Annotated in this window: 10 protein-coding genes and 1 tRNA gene; 10 read left to right on the top strand and 1 reads right to left on the bottom strand. The window is 63.6% G+C overall.

Features of this window, described 5'->3' with window-relative positions:
* Positions 1–56: 56 nt before the first annotated feature.
* The 3 genes from rsmA to ACSVHC_RS04330 are packed head-to-tail and all read left to right on the top strand — an operon-like array spanning position 57 to position 3,787.
* The gene (gene rsmA, locus ACSVHC_RS04340) at positions 57–938 is read left to right on the top strand and encodes a 16S rRNA (adenine(1518)-N(6)/adenine(1519)-N(6))-dimethyltransferase RsmA (protein ID WP_437772924.1); all 882 of its coding nucleotides are present in this window, start codon (positions 57–59) and stop codon (positions 936–938) included.
* Positions 935–1,912 carry a 4-(cytidine 5'-diphospho)-2-C-methyl-D-erythritol kinase gene (locus ACSVHC_RS04335; protein ID WP_437772925.1) on the top strand — a complete coding sequence of 326 codons (978 nt, stop codon included), beginning with the start codon at positions 935–937 and terminating at the stop codon, positions 1,910–1,912. Before rsmA ends, ACSVHC_RS04335 begins: the two co-directional genes overlap by 4 nt.
* A 39-nt stretch (positions 1,913–1,951) precedes the next feature.
* Positions 1,952–3,787: an ABC-F family ATP-binding cassette domain-containing protein gene (locus ACSVHC_RS04330; protein ID WP_437772926.1), complete on the top strand. Its 1,836-nt coding sequence runs from the start codon at positions 1,952–1,954 to the stop codon at positions 3,785–3,787.
* A 483-nt stretch (positions 3,788–4,270) separates the two neighbouring features.
* On the opposite strand, the gene ACSVHC_RS04325 is transcribed toward ACSVHC_RS04330, so the two are convergent.
* A complete protein-coding gene (locus ACSVHC_RS04325; RefSeq protein ID WP_437772927.1) occupies positions 4,271–4,957 on the bottom strand; it encodes a TetR/AcrR family transcriptional regulator in 687 nt (228 codons plus the stop codon).
* A gap of 189 nt (positions 4,958–5,146) precedes the next feature.
* On the opposite strand from ACSVHC_RS04325, the gene ACSVHC_RS04320 reads away from it, so the two are divergent.
* The 7 genes from ACSVHC_RS04320 (at position 5,147) to ACSVHC_RS04290 (ending at position 15,102) form a co-directional block, all read left to right on the top strand.
* Positions 5,147–5,218: transfer RNA gene (locus tag ACSVHC_RS04320), tRNA-Gln, on the top strand.
* 154 nt (positions 5,219–5,372) lie between these two features.
* Positions 5,373–6,881, top strand: a complete 1,509-nt coding sequence (gene glmU / locus ACSVHC_RS04315; RefSeq protein ID WP_437772928.1) for a bifunctional UDP-N-acetylglucosamine diphosphorylase/glucosamine-1-phosphate N-acetyltransferase GlmU — start codon at positions 5,373–5,375, stop codon at positions 6,879–6,881.
* A complete protein-coding gene (locus ACSVHC_RS04310) occupies positions 6,878–7,858 on the top strand; it encodes a ribose-phosphate diphosphokinase (RefSeq protein WP_437772929.1) in 981 nt (326 codons plus the stop codon). The genes glmU and ACSVHC_RS04310 overlap by 4 nt, the downstream gene beginning before the upstream one ends.
* 334 nt (positions 7,859–8,192) lie before the next feature.
* Positions 8,193–8,765, top strand: a complete 573-nt coding sequence (locus ACSVHC_RS04305) for a 50S ribosomal protein L25/general stress protein Ctc (protein ID WP_345449601.1) — start codon at positions 8,193–8,195, stop codon at positions 8,763–8,765.
* 105 nt (positions 8,766–8,870) lie between these two features.
* Positions 8,871–9,455 (top strand): aminoacyl-tRNA hydrolase, encoded by a 585-nt coding sequence (gene pth, locus ACSVHC_RS04300; RefSeq protein ID WP_437772930.1) that lies wholly within the window; start codon positions 8,871–8,873, stop codon positions 9,453–9,455.
* Positions 9,456–9,644: 189 nt separating this feature from the next.
* Positions 9,645–12,365 (top strand): helix-turn-helix transcriptional regulator, encoded by a 2,721-nt coding sequence (locus tag ACSVHC_RS04295; protein ID WP_437772931.1) that lies wholly within the window; start codon positions 9,645–9,647, stop codon positions 12,363–12,365.
* Positions 12,343–15,102, top strand: coding sequence for a LuxR C-terminal-related transcriptional regulator (locus ACSVHC_RS04290; protein WP_439180616.1), 2,760 nt, complete (start codon positions 12,343–12,345; stop codon positions 15,100–15,102). Before ACSVHC_RS04295 ends, ACSVHC_RS04290 begins: the two co-directional genes overlap by 23 nt.
* The last annotated feature ends 213 nt before the right edge of the window (positions 15,103–15,315 follow it).

The following is a 15,315-nucleotide window of genomic DNA, read 5'->3' as shown; positions in this document are numbered from 1 at the left end:
TGCCGAAGATGGGGAGCGCGCGCTCCCGCTAGTCGCTCAGACGATACGATACCTAGGTGACTGAACCGAATTCCGAACCCGCCGCCGTCGCACCCCTTCTGGGAGCTGCGGACATCCGACGGCTCGCCGAGGAAATCGGTGTCCGCCCGACAAAGACCCTGGGCCAGAACTTCGTCATCGACGGCAACACGATCCGGAGGATCGTCTCTGTCGCCGGTATCGATCCCGAGGAAACCGTGCTCGAGGTTGGGCCGGGGCTTGGTTCGTTGACGCTCGGCCTGCTCGACGCCGCCAAAACAGTTGTCGCCGTCGAAATCGATCCCGTACTGGCAGGCAAGTTGCCGGACACGGTGCGCGCGTGGCGCCCGGAGTCCGTGGACGATTTCCATCTCGTCCTCTCCGACGCCATGAAGATCACCGAACTTCCGGTACAGCCCACGGCCCTCGTGGCCAACCTGCCGTACAACGTGGCGGTCCCTGTGGTCCTGCACCTGCTCCAGCATTTCCCGAGCCTGCAACACGGGCTGGTCATGGTCCAGGACGAAGTGGCGGACCGGCTGGCCGCCGGGCCCGGCTCCAAAATCTACGGAGTTCCCTCGGTCAAGGCCGCTTGGTACGGCCACATGCGCAAAGCCGGCGTGATCGGCATGAATGTCTTCTGGCCGGCGCCGAAGATCCACTCCGGACTCGTGTCCTTCACCCGCGGTATACCGCCGGCAACGCACGCGACGCGCGAGCAAGTCTTCGCGGTCATCGACGCAGCATTCGCCCAGCGCCGCAAGACACTCCGCGCGGCCCTCGCGTCCTGGGCCGGGAGCGCGGCCGAGGCCGAACGTTTCATCGTGGCTGCAGGCGTTGATCCGACGGCCCGCGGAGAGGTGCTCGATATCAACGCGTTTGTCCGGATCGCCGAGGCACGCCACCCCCTGGACGCATGAATCCGGCAATCAGCGGTGCGATCCGCGGCCGCTTCGTCGCACGGACCGTCCGCGTCCGGGCGCCCGGCAAGGTGAATGTTTCCCTCAACGTCGGCCCCTTGCGGCCCGACGGCTACCACTCGGTGGCCAGCGTGTATCTCGCGGTATCCCTGTATGAGGAAGTAGCCGCCACGAGCACCGAGGGTCCCGGGATCACGGTCAGCATCGCTCCCTCAAGCACGTTGGACCTCGACGGTGTGGACATCCCGCTGGACGAGCGGAACCTGGCCTACAAGGCTGCCGCCATCATGAGGGATGTCTCGGAGAACGCCACGGGAGTGCACTTGGAAATCACCAAGCGCGTGCCTGTTGCCGGAGGCATGGGCGGCGGCTCGGCCGATGCCGCGGCGACGCTCCTGGCCTGCGATGCGCTCTGGAACAGTGGTTTGTCCCGGGAAGAACTGGCCCACCTTGCCGCGGAGTTGGGTGCGGACGTGCCGTTCTCGCTCCTCGGAGGTACCGCCGTCGGGCTTGGCGTCGGCGACGAACTCTCACCCGCCTTGGCGAAAGCACAGATGGACTGGGTTTTGGTCTGCGCCGACTACGGACTCTCCACACCCGAGGTCTTCCACACCTTGGACAGGCTTCGGAACACCGAGGGACTCGACATCCCCGAACCGCTAGAGGTCGACGCCAAGATCCTGCAGGCACTGCGCGACGGGAATCCCGACGCCCTGAGCAAAGTCCTTGTCAACGACCTTCAGCGCGCCTCGATCGAGCTGTCTCCGCAATTGCGGGACACCATCGGGATGGGAGAGTCGAGCGGTGCCCTCGCCGGGATCGTTTCGGGTTCCGGCCCCACCGTGGCCTTGCTCGCCCACAACCCCCGGGCGGCCGAAGGGCTCGCCGAAGACCTTCGGCACCTGGGACACAACGCCCTTGCTGTGCACGGCCCGGTTCCCGGTGCCCGGATCATCTCCGATACCCTCCTTTGACAAGTCGCCCTGACTGTTCACATCAGAAAGTAGTACCCAGTGGCCCACCTGCTCGGCGGTGAAAACCTCACCGTTTCGTTCGCAACCCGCACCATCCTCGACGGCGTAACCCTTGGTTTGGAGGACGGCGACAGGATCGGCATGGTCGGGCGCAACGGCGACGGCAAATCCACGCTGATGCGCTTGCTGGCATTGCGATCGACGCCGGATTCCGGCCGCGTCACCAAACGCGGCGACGTCAATGTCGGCTACCTCGACCAGTCCGACGTGCTCGACGGCGACCTCACCGTGGGGGCCGCGATCGTCGGCGACCAAGCCGACCATGAATGGGCCGCGAACCCCAAAATCCGCGAGATCATGGGCGGCCTCGTGGCCGACGTCGATTGGCACGCCAACGTGCATGCCCTCTCCGGTGGACAAAAGCGCAGGGTCGCCTTGGCCAAGCTGCTCATCGAGGACCACGACGTGATCATGCTCGACGAGCCCACCAACCACCTCGACGTGGAAGGGGTCGCCTGGCTCTCCCGGCACTTGAAGACCCGATGGAGGGCCAACCAGGGCGCGTTCCTTGTGGTGACGCACGACCGTTGGTTCCTGGACGAAGTCTGCAACCGGACGTGGGAAGTTCACGACGCCATGGTGGACCCGTTCGACGGCGGCTACGCGGCCTACGTGTTGGCCCGCGCCGAGCGCGACCGGAGCGCTTCCGTCGTCGAGAGCAAACGGCAACAGCTGGTCAAGAAGGAGCTGGCGTGGCTGCGCCGGGGCGCCCCGGCGCGAACCTCGAAGCCGAAGTTCCGCATCGAAGCCGCCAACGAGCTGATCGCCGATGTTCCTGATCCGCGCGACTCGGTGGCCCTCAGCAAGATGGCAACCGCCCGGCTCGGCAAGGACGTGCTGGACCTTGAAGGTGTCTCCCTCGACTTCAAGGGCGACGACGCCGGCCGGAAGCTCTTCGACGACGTTACCTTGCGCTTGGCGCCCGGGCAGCGGCTCGGGCTGGTGGGCGTCAACGGTGCCGGAAAGTCCACACTGCTGCGGCTGCTCAACGGCGAGATCACGCCGAGTTCCGGAAAGGTCAAGCGCGGCAAGACCGTTGTCACGGCGGTGCTCAGCCAGGACGTGAAGGAGCTCGACGATGTGTCCGACCTTCGTGTCATCGAGGTCATCGAACGCGAGAAACGCTCCTTCAGCGTTGGCGGCAAGGAATTCACGGCCGGCCAGCTGGTGGAGCAACTCGGGTTCACGAAGGAAAAGCAGTGGACGCCCGTCACCGACCTTTCCGGTGGCGAACGGCGCCGCCTGCAACTTTTGCGCCTGCTCGTGGGCGAACCCAACGTCCTGATGCTCGACGAACCCACCAACGACCTCGATACCGACACTCTTGCCGCCGTCGAAGACGTCCTTGACGGCTGGCCCGGCACGCTCGTCGTTGTCAGCCACGACCGCTACCTGCTGGAACGCGTCACGGATTCCCAAATGGCACTCTTGGGCGATGGCAAGCTGCGCGGACTTCCGGGCGGCGTGGACCAGTACCTCGAATTGCGCGAAGCCGCGCTCGCGAGCGGTGCGGTGACCGGCGGCGCGTCGAGCGGGAGCGCCAGGCCGACGGCGGCAAGCGGCTCGAGTGCGGCCGCCTCCGGTCCGAGCGAAGCAGAGAAACGTGAAGCCCGGAAGGACCTGAACCGGATCGACCGGCAGCTCGGCAAGATCGCGCAACAAGAAGAGAAGCTCCACGTCCAAATGGCGGCCAAGTCCCACTCCGGCGACTTCGACGCCCTCGGCGAACTGAACACGAAGCTCCAGGAACTCCTCGAAGAAAAAGAAGGCCTGGAGCTCGAATGGCTCGAGGCGGCCGAGATCCTGGGGGAGTAGTCGGGCACGTCGCGGATTCCCGCAGTCCGGCGGTTAAGGGCGGCGGACTGCCGGCGTCGTCCGCGAAAGAGAGAAGGGCGCTGGGTCCGAATCGACATCCAAATGTGCTGACGACTCGGAAAGAGGAATCCGATGCGCGGATTCCGGTGTCGACAGGAATTTTGCGCGTCGCCGGGACACATCCGCGTCGACACCAATGCGCGCATAGGGGTGAGTCCCAAACGGAACTTTGGCAAGAGCGGTGCTGCGGGCCTTCGGGTAGGAGCGCATCGCGGCGCATCGGGGTTTGGAGGTCGCTCAGCGACCGGAAGACCCCCACATGCGCTGTGTCTAAGCGACGGCGAAGGGCCGTTGCGCCGCGGAGGCGACCTCGGACGCGACCGCAAAGGCAACCACGGACACTGGCGAATGGGCCGTGGCGCCGCGAAGGAGACCAAAGACGTGACCGCGAAGGTGACCACGGACGCGACGCGAAAGGTGCCCCTAGCCCTCGCTCCGCAGCTCCGGCTCTTTTTGCAGGCCCGTCAGGCCGTTCCATGCCAGGTTGACCAGGTGGGCCGCTACTGCGCGCTTGTCGGGCTCGCGGTGGTCCAACCACCATTGGCCGGTCATGGCCACCATGCCCACGAGCATCTGGGCGTACACGGCTCCATCGGCTGCGCTGAATCCGCGCCGGGAGAATTCGTCGGCCAGCAGGTTTTCCACGCGATCCGCCACGTGGGAGAGCAGGGTGGAGAAGGCGCCTTCGGGCTGGGATGGCGGGGCGTCGCGCATGAGGATCCGGAAGCCGTCGCTCCGCTCTTCGATGTAGCCAAGCAAGGCAAGCGCCGCCTGTTCAACGAGGACGCGCGGTTTGGCTTCGGCGGCGAGGGACTCGTTGATGGCGTCGAGGAGGATCCGGAATTCGAACTCCACAACCTGCGTGTAGAGGCCTTCCTTCGAGCCGAAGTGCTCGTAAATCACGGGCTTGGACACGCCTGCGGCCGCTGCGATTTCGTCGATGGTCGTAGCGTCCAGGCCGCGGGCGGCGAAGAGGCCCCGGCCAATTTCGATGAGCTGGGACCGGCGCTGGGAGCCTGTCATCCGGGCACGGACAACCTGGGCGGCGGGTGCGTGGTTGATTACCCTGGAACCCGTCGATTGCCGGGGAAGTCCTGTGCTGTTGCTCACGCATCCATCATGCCTCATGTCAAGCGTGCAGCGACCTCGGGAGTGCCTGTAAGTGCCGATGAAAAGGACTCAGGAATGCACCAAGTCGCGAACACCGCAATGGTCATGGCAAACTAGATTCTTGTGTGTGCGACCCGGTCAATCGGGAAGCCCGAGGACCCCGCGTCCGCAAGGGCCGCGTGCGCACGGTCCGCTCTGGTGTAATGGCAGCACCCCGGCCTTTGGAGCCGTGGAGTATAGGTTCGAATCCTATGGGCGGAACTTGTCGGTGGTCTGCCGGCACCGCCTCTGAAGGCACCGTCTCTCCCGAAGCTGTCCACTGGCTGCACGGAAGGCTGTGAATCGGCAAGAGTAGGATAGAGCAGATGCCGCAGCCGGGTTCGCCCGGACGTAACCGAGCAAGGAGAGCGACTTCGTGAGCCCCGATACTACTGGCCCCGCCGCTGTAATTGTCCTAGCTGCCGGAGCCGGTACGCGGATGAAGTCGCGGACTCCCAAAATCCTTCACGAAATCGGCGGACGCTCGATGGTGGCGCACGCCATCCTCGCGGCCCGCTCCATCGATCCCCAGCAGCTGGCCTTGGTGGTCCGCCACGAACGCGACCTCGTCGCGGCGCACATCGGACTGATGGATCCCGACGCCGTCATCGTGGACCAGGACGATGTTCCGGGAACCGGACGCGCGGTGGAAGTAGCCCTTGACGCCTTGGACGCGAAGGCCGAACTCACTGGCACGGTAGTGGTCACGTATGGCGATGTGCCTTTGCTGACCGGTTCTCTTCTCTCCGAGCTTGTCGCCACGCATGAATCCGAGGGCAACGCGGTGACGGTCCTGACTGCGGTTCTCGACGACGCCAATGGCTATGGCCGCATCCTTCGTGCCGAGGACGGCACCGTGCTGGGCATCCGCGAACACAAAGACGCCAGCGACTCCGAGCGCTCAATCCGCGAGGTCAACTCCGGCATCTACGCTTTTGACGCAAAAGTGCTTCGCGAGCAGTTGCGCAAAGTGACCACTGAGAACATCCAGCAAGAAAAGTACCTCACGGACGTTCTCGAATTGGCCCGCGACGCCGGAGGCCGGGTTTCCGCCGTCGTCACCGCAGACCGCTGGCAGGTCGAGGGCGCCAACGACCGTATCCAGCTCGCCGCGCTCGGTGCCGAGCACAACCGCCGCATCATCGAGGCCTGGATGCGTGCCGGCGTCACGGTGGTTGACCCGGCCACCACGTGGATCGATTCCACCGTCACCTTGGACGAGGACGTCCGCCTCCTGCCCAACACACAGCTCCACGGCACCACAACCGTGGCGCGCGACGCCGTCGTCGGGCCCGACACGACCCTCACCGACGTTTCGGTGGGCGAAGGCGCGAAGGTGACCCGCACCCACGGTTCGGGATCCACCATTGGCGCCAGGGCAAGCGTGGGCCCGTTCACCTACCTGCGCCCCGGCACTGTCCTCGGGGAGACCGGCAAAATCGGCGCGTTCTACGAAACGAAGAACGTGACGATCGGCCGCGGTTCGAAGCTGTCCCACCTCGGCTATGCGGGCGACGCCGAGATCGGCGAGGACACCAACATCGGCTGCGGCAACATCACGGCCAACTACGACGGCGAGAAGAAGCACCGTACGGTGATCGGCTCCGGCGTACGGACCGGTTCCAACACCGTCTTCGTTGCCCCGGTAACGATTGGTGACGGCGCGTACAGCGGTGCCGGCGCAATCATCCGCAAAGACGTTCCCGCCGGAGCACTCACCTTGAGTGTCGCTCCCCAGCGCAATGCAGAAGGCTGGGTCATCGCCAACCGGCAGGGCAGCAACTCGGCCCAGCTGGCGCAGGCTGCGCAAGCCGCGCATGGCTCCACTGCCACCCCCGATTCCTCAAGTACTCCGGCAACCACAGAAGAGGGCACACAGGCATGAGCGAAATTACCGCACACGGCGAGAAGAAACTAGTTCTCGCCGCCGGACGGGCGCACCCCGAGCTGGCGCAGGAAATCGCCAAGGAGTTGGACACCGAACTCCTGCCTATCGACGCCTACGACTTCGCGAACGGGGAGATCTATGTGCGCTCTGCGGAGAGCGTCCGTGGCACGGACGCCTTCGTCATCCAGGCGCACCCGGCCCCGTTGAACAACTGGCTCATGGAGCAGTTGATCATGATCGATTCCCTGAAACGCGCCTCGGCGAAGCGGATCACGGTTGTTTCGCCGTTCTACCCCTACGCCCGGCAGGACAAGAAGGGCCGCGGCCGCGAGCCGATCTCCGCCCGCTTGGTGGCAGACCTCTACAAGACCGCCGGCGCGGACCGCATCATGTCCGTGGACCTGCACACGTCCCAGATCCAGGGGTTCTTTGACGGCCCCGTGGATCACCTCATGGCCATTCCGCTGCTTGCCGACTACATCCGCACCAGGGTCGAAGCGGACAACATCACTGTCGTCTCGCCGGACACCGGCCGTGTCCGCGTCGCGGAACAGTGGGCCGAGCGCCTGGGCGGCGCGCCGTTGGCGTTCGTCCACAAGAGCCGCGACCTCACGGTCCCGAACCAGGCTGTCTCGAAGACCGTCGTCGGGCAGATCGAAGGCCGCACCTGCGTTCTGATCGACGACATGATCGACACCGGTGGAACGATCTCCGGCGCTGTCCAGGTCCTCAAGAACGCCGGTGCCAAGGACGTCATCATCGCGTGCACCCACGCCGTGTTCTCCGAGCCGGCGGCGCAGCGCCTGGCCGATTCCGGTGCCCGCGAGGTTGTCGTCACCAACACCCTGCCGATTCCGGCCGACAAGCGCTTCCCGCAGCTCACGGTGCTGTCGATCGCACCGTTGATTGCGCGCGCCATCCGCGAAGTGTTCGACGACGGTTCCGTCACCAGCCTCTTCGACGGCAACGCGTAGCCCCCACCCAACTGACTGGCAGTAGTTGTCGTTTTCGAGCCTCAAAACGACAACAAATGCGAGTTAGTTGGGCTGGGCCCGCGCCGTTTTCCCTTTGGCGGGACGCGGCTGCTAAACTCTTGGGGATACCTTGGCGAGGGAGAGCACATCCGGGTTAAAACCGGATTGCGGGTCTCCGTTATCGACTGGGTCTGAATCTCCTTCAACGAAGGCGGACCGAACCTGCTGCTCAGCGGCTGGTCCTCTGCCGGGCGTGGAAGGTCACCACAGACCTCCGCCCTTGCTGATCGACTTGCCGGCAATTTGCCGGCGCCACAGTAATCAAGGAGTACACATGTCTGAGCAGAAGCTCGCAGCAGAACTGCGCACCGAATTCGGCAAGGGTTTCGCCCGCCGCGCCCGTGCGGCCGGCCAGATCCCGGCTGTCATCTACGGTCACGGCGCTGAGCCCCTCCACATCAACCTGCCGGGCCGTGCCACCACCTTGGCCGTCCGCGTCTCCAACGCACTGTTGGCCTTGGACGTCAACGGCGAAGAGCACCTGGCTCTCGTGAAGGACATCCAGCGCGACCCGATCAAGCAGATCATCGAGCACATCGACCTGCTGACAGTCCGCAAGGGCGAGAAGGTTACCGTCGACGTGGCCGTCCACGTTATTGGTGAAGCTGCCATTGGCGCTGTCGCCAACCAGGAAGCCACCACGGTTTCCCTCGAAGCCGAGGCCACCCACCTGCCGACCTTCGTCGAAATCAGCATCGAAGGCCGCAAGGCCGGCGAGCACGTCCACGCTTCGGACATCGTCCTGCCGACTGGCTCGGAGCTGCTCACCGATCCGGAGACGCTCGTCATCCACATCTCGGAGGCCACCTCGGAAGCCGAGGAAGAGGCAGCTCCTGCTGCTGAGTAGTCTTTCGGACTAATCGAGGCATTAGCCTTTGTGAGTGGCCGGGTCCCCGAGGGGTCCCGGCCACTTCTTTTTCATTCCACCCTCTTGATTCCCTAGGATGACTCCATGACAGACACTTGGCTGATCGTAGGCCTTGGCAATCCCGGTGCCGAATACAGCCACAACCGCCACAATGTCGGCCAAATGGTCCTGGACGAACTTGCCTCGCGGATGGGCGGAAGCTTCAAAGCCCACAAGGCCCGGGCCCACGTGGTCGAGGGCAGGCTAGGAATCGGGGGGCCCCGCGTAGTACTGGCGAAACCGATGAGCTATATGAATGTTTCCGGAGGACCCGTTTCCGGCCTCGCCAGGTTCTTCGACATCGCTCCGCATCACGTTATTGCCGTCCACGACGAAATTGATATTCCCTTCAATACGGTTAGATTGAAGATCGGCGGTGGGGAAGGCGGGCACAACGGCCTGCGCGATATTTCCAAGGCTTTGGCTACAAAGGACTACTTGCGGGTTCGCGTGGGGGTCGGCAGGCCACCCGGGAGGATGGACACTGCGGACTATGTCCTCAGGGATTTTGCACCCTCCGAGAGGAAAGAGCTGCCGTTCCTCCTGGATGAAGCAGCGGATGCTGTTGAGGTATTGATGACCGAAGGTTTGCTTGCCGCCCAGCAAAAGTTCCACCCCGTCAAGGCCTAGCGGCGGGGCCCCATGCGCACTCATTTCAATGGTTAACAAGTACTCTGAGGGTTCGTCGGCTGACTAATTGATTCGCGCCGATCGCTATGATACTTTGCAAATCACTGCTGGGGGTGAAGAGGAAATACAAAAGCAAACGACCCGCTGAACGTCACGTCCGCCAGAGCTGCGAAGGTAGCGTGATCTAAATTGCGAGCAACACCGGAATCTGAAACAGAGCGACCCGCAACGGAGCGGCAAGCACTGGGCGCTGCGGAGCGTCGAAAATGGTCGTCACTGGTCCGGCAGGATCTTCAGAACACGGTTATTGAAGCGCTCGGCGACCCGTCTTTGTATGGAGTGGTGGTGGTTGGCGCGCCGGGCGTGGGCAAAGCGACTTTTGCCCGTTCAGTAGAGGCCCGCCTCACTCCAAGGACCCACGTACTGCATTTGCACGGCTCCACGGACGTCACCACTCCGTTTGGGGCCCTGGCCCATCTGCTCGCGAGGCTGCCAATCGATGCCGCAGATTCCCCTGGCGCGATTATCCACGAGATCTCGCATTTGATAAGTTCGGACGCCGCGGGGCGCGAAGTGCTGTTGGTCCTGTCGGAACTTCCCGCTTTGGATACCATGAGCACAGCACTTCTCGTGCACTTATTAATCAGTGGGACAGCAAAAGTCCTCGTCACCGTCCGCCAAGCCACGGACATGCCGGAAGATCTGGTCAGGCTGTTGAAAGACGGCCTCCTGGACGAGGTTGAACTTCAGGTCTTTTCCCGCGCGGAAGTTGCCAAATTGCTCAGCGGCGTCCTTGGGAAACGAGTGACCGCTACGGCCGCAAGCGCTTTGCACGCGTCCAGCGGTGGAAATCCCCTGGTGCTCCAAGCCATTGTCACTGAGCAGCTCCGCTCGGGCAACCTGCACCTGGCCGGGCAGGTTTGGGCGATGAAGGGCGAAATCCACCTTTCATCCGCCGAAGTCCTGACCGATCTGGTCCGCTCGCGCCTGGCCAGGGAGAGCCCTGCGGTCCGGGAAGCGCTGGAGCTACTTGCCCTCATTCGAACGGCCCCGCTCGCCGTGTTGTTGGACGTCCTGGAACCTGAAGTGGTTGCCGAGATGGAGTGGTCCGGCTATCTCCGCATCGAAGCGTCAGGGGCCCGCCGGGTGGCGCTGCGCGACGAGTACATGGGGGAGGTCATTCGGGGCTGGATGGACCTGCCGCGGAGGAATGAACTGCGGCGGCTCGCCGCCGGGGTGATCGGCAGCATTACCCGGGACCTGGATGCCGAGGCGCTCCTGGGCTTTGCCTCTTCGACGCTGAACGTCCGCGAAACCCTTGAACCCGGGGTGGCCCTCGCGGCTGCGACGGCAGCGAACAGGCAATTCGATCCTTGGTTCGCCTTGGAATGCGCCCGGCAGATCGGACGCGAGGACAAGGAATGGGTGGCTGCCGCCCAGCAACGCTGCGTTTCCCACGTCATTCTGGCCGAGCACGAGGCTGCGGTGGCCGCATTGAAGGATGTGGCGCCCGAGCAGCTTCGGCGCCTCGCGGCGTATGACTATGCGGACTATGTGCAGGAGCTCTGCAGTGCGCTGCTGTGGATTCCAGGCGGGCACCTCCAGATCCCGGGCCTCATCGCTGAGGCGGGGGAGGATCTTTCCCGCCGATCGCAGGAAGCCGGAGCGGATGCCACTGAAATAGAACGGGCATGCGGGATGCTGAGGCTCGCGAGTTTCGAGCTCCACGTCCATCAGGGCGAGTATGCCGAAGTTGCCGAAGCCTTGGAGCAGGAGTACCGGGATGGCGTTGATCTTCAGCAAAGGCTGAGCTGCGGGAGCCTGCTGACCATGGCCTGGGCAGTACTAGGCAGGGAAATGGAGGCGATCGAGCTGGCGCGCGAGCTGAGGCACAAGATTCAGCGCGCAAAGGCGCGGCCGCGGTTGCATAACTGGTTGTCCGAAGGCTTGTTTGCCGCACTCCTTTGCAGCGGACAGTGGGAAGAACTTGCCCGGATGCTGACGGCTACCCTCGATCAGCAACCAAAGAACATCCACTACCTTGGCGGTGCCGCAGAACTTGCCCTTGGCGTTTCCTACACCTATGCCGGACGGGCTTCAGTCGCGATCGACACCCTGCTGGGGGCCCAGGCGCAGTTGGAGATCAGGCGCAACTACTACGGACCAGCATTGGCCTACTCGGCGCTCGCTTTTGCGTACGCCCAGGCCGGGGACGTGAAGGAATCCCGGACTTTTCTCGAATTGGCGGAAAAGGGACAAGGGGAAACAGCCTGGTTCCCCGCCTGGATGGCCGAATTCTGCGTCAAGATGGCAAGACGCTGGCTGAAGGATCCCGGGGCGAAGCAAAGTCTCATCGAGTCGGCCAACCGGGATTTGGCGAAGGGACGGATCACCACGGCATCAATCAGCCTCTTCGGCGCCACCGTGCACGGCACCGAGGAGGAGCTGCTGCTCCTGGAGCAGGTCTCATCGCGCCGCCAGGGCAAGATGGCCGCAGTGAACCGGATGGTGGCGGAGGGAACCCGCAAGAAGGACCCGAAGACGCTGCTTCTTGCTGCTTCGGTTGCCCAGGAACTGAAATTGGATGCGGTAGAGTCCCGCTGTGCCGTCCTGGCCTTGGACATCGCCCGGGAAGCCGGCGATTCAGCGTCCGCCAGGCTGGCCCAACAGCGGCTGGACCGCTTGGTCGGGACCGTGCCGGTGCTACCCCTGACACCACACACTTTCGGACCCGAACTGACGGAAAGGGAGCGTCAGGTTGCAAAGATGGCCAGTCAAGGGTTGAGTAACAAAGAGGTAGCCAACCAGTTGCAAGTTTCCGTGCGCACAGTCGAAGGCCACCTTTACCAAATCTTCACGAAAATGGGAATCTCATCGAGGAGCGAGCTTGAAGGAACCGCGCAGTCATGACAACGCTGCGGCGGTGCATGGTCACGTCGGAGAACGCGGTACAAGGCCGCCCGAACCGTGGCTCGACTATGGGCATTTGCTTCCTGGAATTACAGCTGCCATCCGTGCGGATGACTGTTCGGCCGTCTTCATCGTGGGCGATTCCGGTCTCGGCGCGTCATCTCTCCTGGCCCAACTAGGAAGCGCCTTTGGCGGGGAACGTGCGGTAGTCCCGATTCACGGAAGTCCGTCACTGACCGCGGTCCCGTACGGGGTACTGGCTCCTTTTCTTGCCCATCTTTCGCTTGCCGACATATCCTCCCGGGTCGCCGTGCTTCGCTCACTCTGGGATCATCTTGAGGGCGTCCGCGTAGGTACCGGACCAGCTTTGCTGCTCGTCGATGACGCGCACTACCTTGACGATGCCACGTGCGCGATGCTGACCGAGCTTGTCCAGGCAGGGTGGGCCAAAATCGTGGCCGCATGCATTCCACGGCCGGGAGTCCCCGGGCCGCTCCTGCGCTTGTGGCACGAGGGGACTGCCGAGTGGTTTGACCTGGAGCCTTTGACCGCTGAGCAAGGCCACGAACTGTGCGAGGCATTGCTGGGGGGAATCGTCCTGAACAGCACGAGCCATGGGTTCTGGACCGAGGCGGGCGGCAACACCCTTCTTTTGAAGACCCTTGTCCGCGAAGCCGAGAGCTCGGGTACCCTCGTCCAGAGGCACGGCGTTTGGCTCAAAGCAGCCGCGACACCGGTCCACACGGTAAAGCTGGAAGCTGTTGTCAAACTTCAGCTGATGCGCATTTCGGCCGCGGGCAGGGAAGCGTTGAGCTTGATCGCATTGGCAGAACCGGTGGACGAGACGTTGATTAACGTCGTGGCCGGAGAAGCGGCCGTCCAAGAGCTCGTGGACCAGCATTTAATCAAGCCCGGGGGCAATGGGTTGCCAAACCTTCGACTCGTCAATCCGGTCTACGGAGAGGTGCTTAGAAGCATCGTCCCGGCCGCGCAGAGCCTCCAACTGCATCGGCAGTTGATCTCCCGAATGGATGTTTTGGAGGACAACCCGGATTCCTTGTTGCGGATGGTGGCGTGGTCGCTTGACTGCGGAGCGGACGTACCCGATCGTCTCTTGATCCGGGCCGCGGTGCTTTCGGCGAGATTACTGCAGAGCGAGACGGCACTGCGCATGGCGGGCGCGGTACGGGACACGCAATGGCAATCGGTTGCTCAGGCGGTCGTCGCCCGCTCGTACTTCAATCTCGGCCGCCGGGACGAGGCTGCGGCAGCCTTGACCCAAGAAACAGTGGATGGCGCTGCCGGACCCTCCCACGTCGTGTCCAGCAGCGTTCTCCGCGCGGTCACGCTTGCCGCCGTCGGGCAGTCAGCTTCCGTGATTCGGGCAGAGGCCGACGTCCTCCGCGAATGGGGCGAACAGCAGCCAGGCATCGACGGCCAGCGGACGCCGGACGCGAAAGCCTCGGTGACGCTCGCCGTCACCGTGATCGGGCTGCTTGCCGGCTCCGTGGACGGCGACTACAAGAGGATGGGCCCCGAACTGGAGCACGTGCTCCTTCAGTCGGGAACCGTGGAAGGCTCTTTGGGCCCCCTATTCAAGGCCCTGGCGGTGGCCCTGAAGGCAGAGATGCTATGCGCCCTCGGCCGCGGGCGGCAGGCACGGCTGCTGGTTCTCGAGGCTGCCGGCTTGGCGCAGCCCCAGGAGAACGATGTCTTCTTCATCCCGGAATTCATTTCTGCCCGCCTCGTCATTTGCGCACTGGCTGTAGGTGACTGGGCCGACGCACAAACGCTCCTCGACAGGTACTACGAATCGTCGGGTGTCTCGATGGCGACCTTCGGCGGCGCGGCCTACGTGGTGGCCGGGTACATTGCCATCAGGCAGGGAAAGTCCGGCGACGCCTTGCCGTTGCTGACTGCGGGACTCGAAGCGTTGAGGGACAGCGATCCGCAGAATCTCTTCGGACTGTGTGCCGCCATGGCTTTCTACGCCGCAGCCGGCGCCGGGTTGACTGAAGCCGAACGGTTCCGGGCGGACTACAAGGACTGGGGACAACACAGCACCCACCTTCTCGCGGCACAGGCAAACAGTTTTTTCGACGCCGCGCTTGAACTCCTCAACGCCGACGGTTCCGGCGTGGAAGGGTTGCACCGCAACGCTGACCACGCGGCGAAGGAAAACGCCACGTACCTTGAACTTCATGCCCTGGAGCTTGCGCTTGGCCTGGGCGATCTCAGCAGGCTGGACCGGTTTTGTGAAACCGCGGCTGCAACGGAGGGCGAGTGGGCACAAGCGCTCGCCGAATATGGCCGGGCACTTAAGTTCGGGGGGGCTGCCCGCTATCTCTCCGCAGGGGAGAAGCTGCAGGCGACCACCGCCTACCATCTGGCCGCGAAGGCTTATGGTTTGGCGTTGGCAGCACCGGATCGCAACAGCACCAAAGAGCTCAGTGCCGTTGCGCGCGCGGGGCTGGCGCGCTGCAACGAAGAACTGGGCCAGGGCAGCGAGGAGACACAGAACGAGTCGGTCGTTCCGAAGCTGACCAAGAGGGAATGGGACATCGTCAATCTGGCGGTTCAGGGCCTCAGCGACCGGCAGATTGCGGACACGTTGCTTATCTCGGTCCGGACCGTCGAAGGGCATCTGTACCGCTGTTATTCGAAATTGGGGATCACGGGCAGGGACGAACTTGCAGGGGCCGCCGCCGTCGCGCAGGGAGCGTCGAGTACAAGCTGAACCCGGGAAAGACCGCAGGGCACTAGTAGTGCACTCTCGATTTCGAGCGGGCGCCACTGCCAGTGACGAGTACCTGCCACCCGGGGGAAAGGTACTCACACCCGCATACGAGTATCCGGCAGTATGAAAGTCGAGTACTCACTACTGGTGTGGGCCTGACGGCTAGCTGGTTAATTGGGGGGTGTCACCACTCGATCACTGGGGGTCTCGCTC

The organism is Arthrobacter sp. KNU-44, assembly GCF_051843155.1.
Classification (GTDB): domain Bacteria; phylum Actinomycetota; class Actinomycetes; order Actinomycetales; family Micrococcaceae; genus Arthrobacter.
Note: the sequence above shows the minus strand (reverse complement) of the source record. Positions and strands in the feature narration are given on the sequence as shown.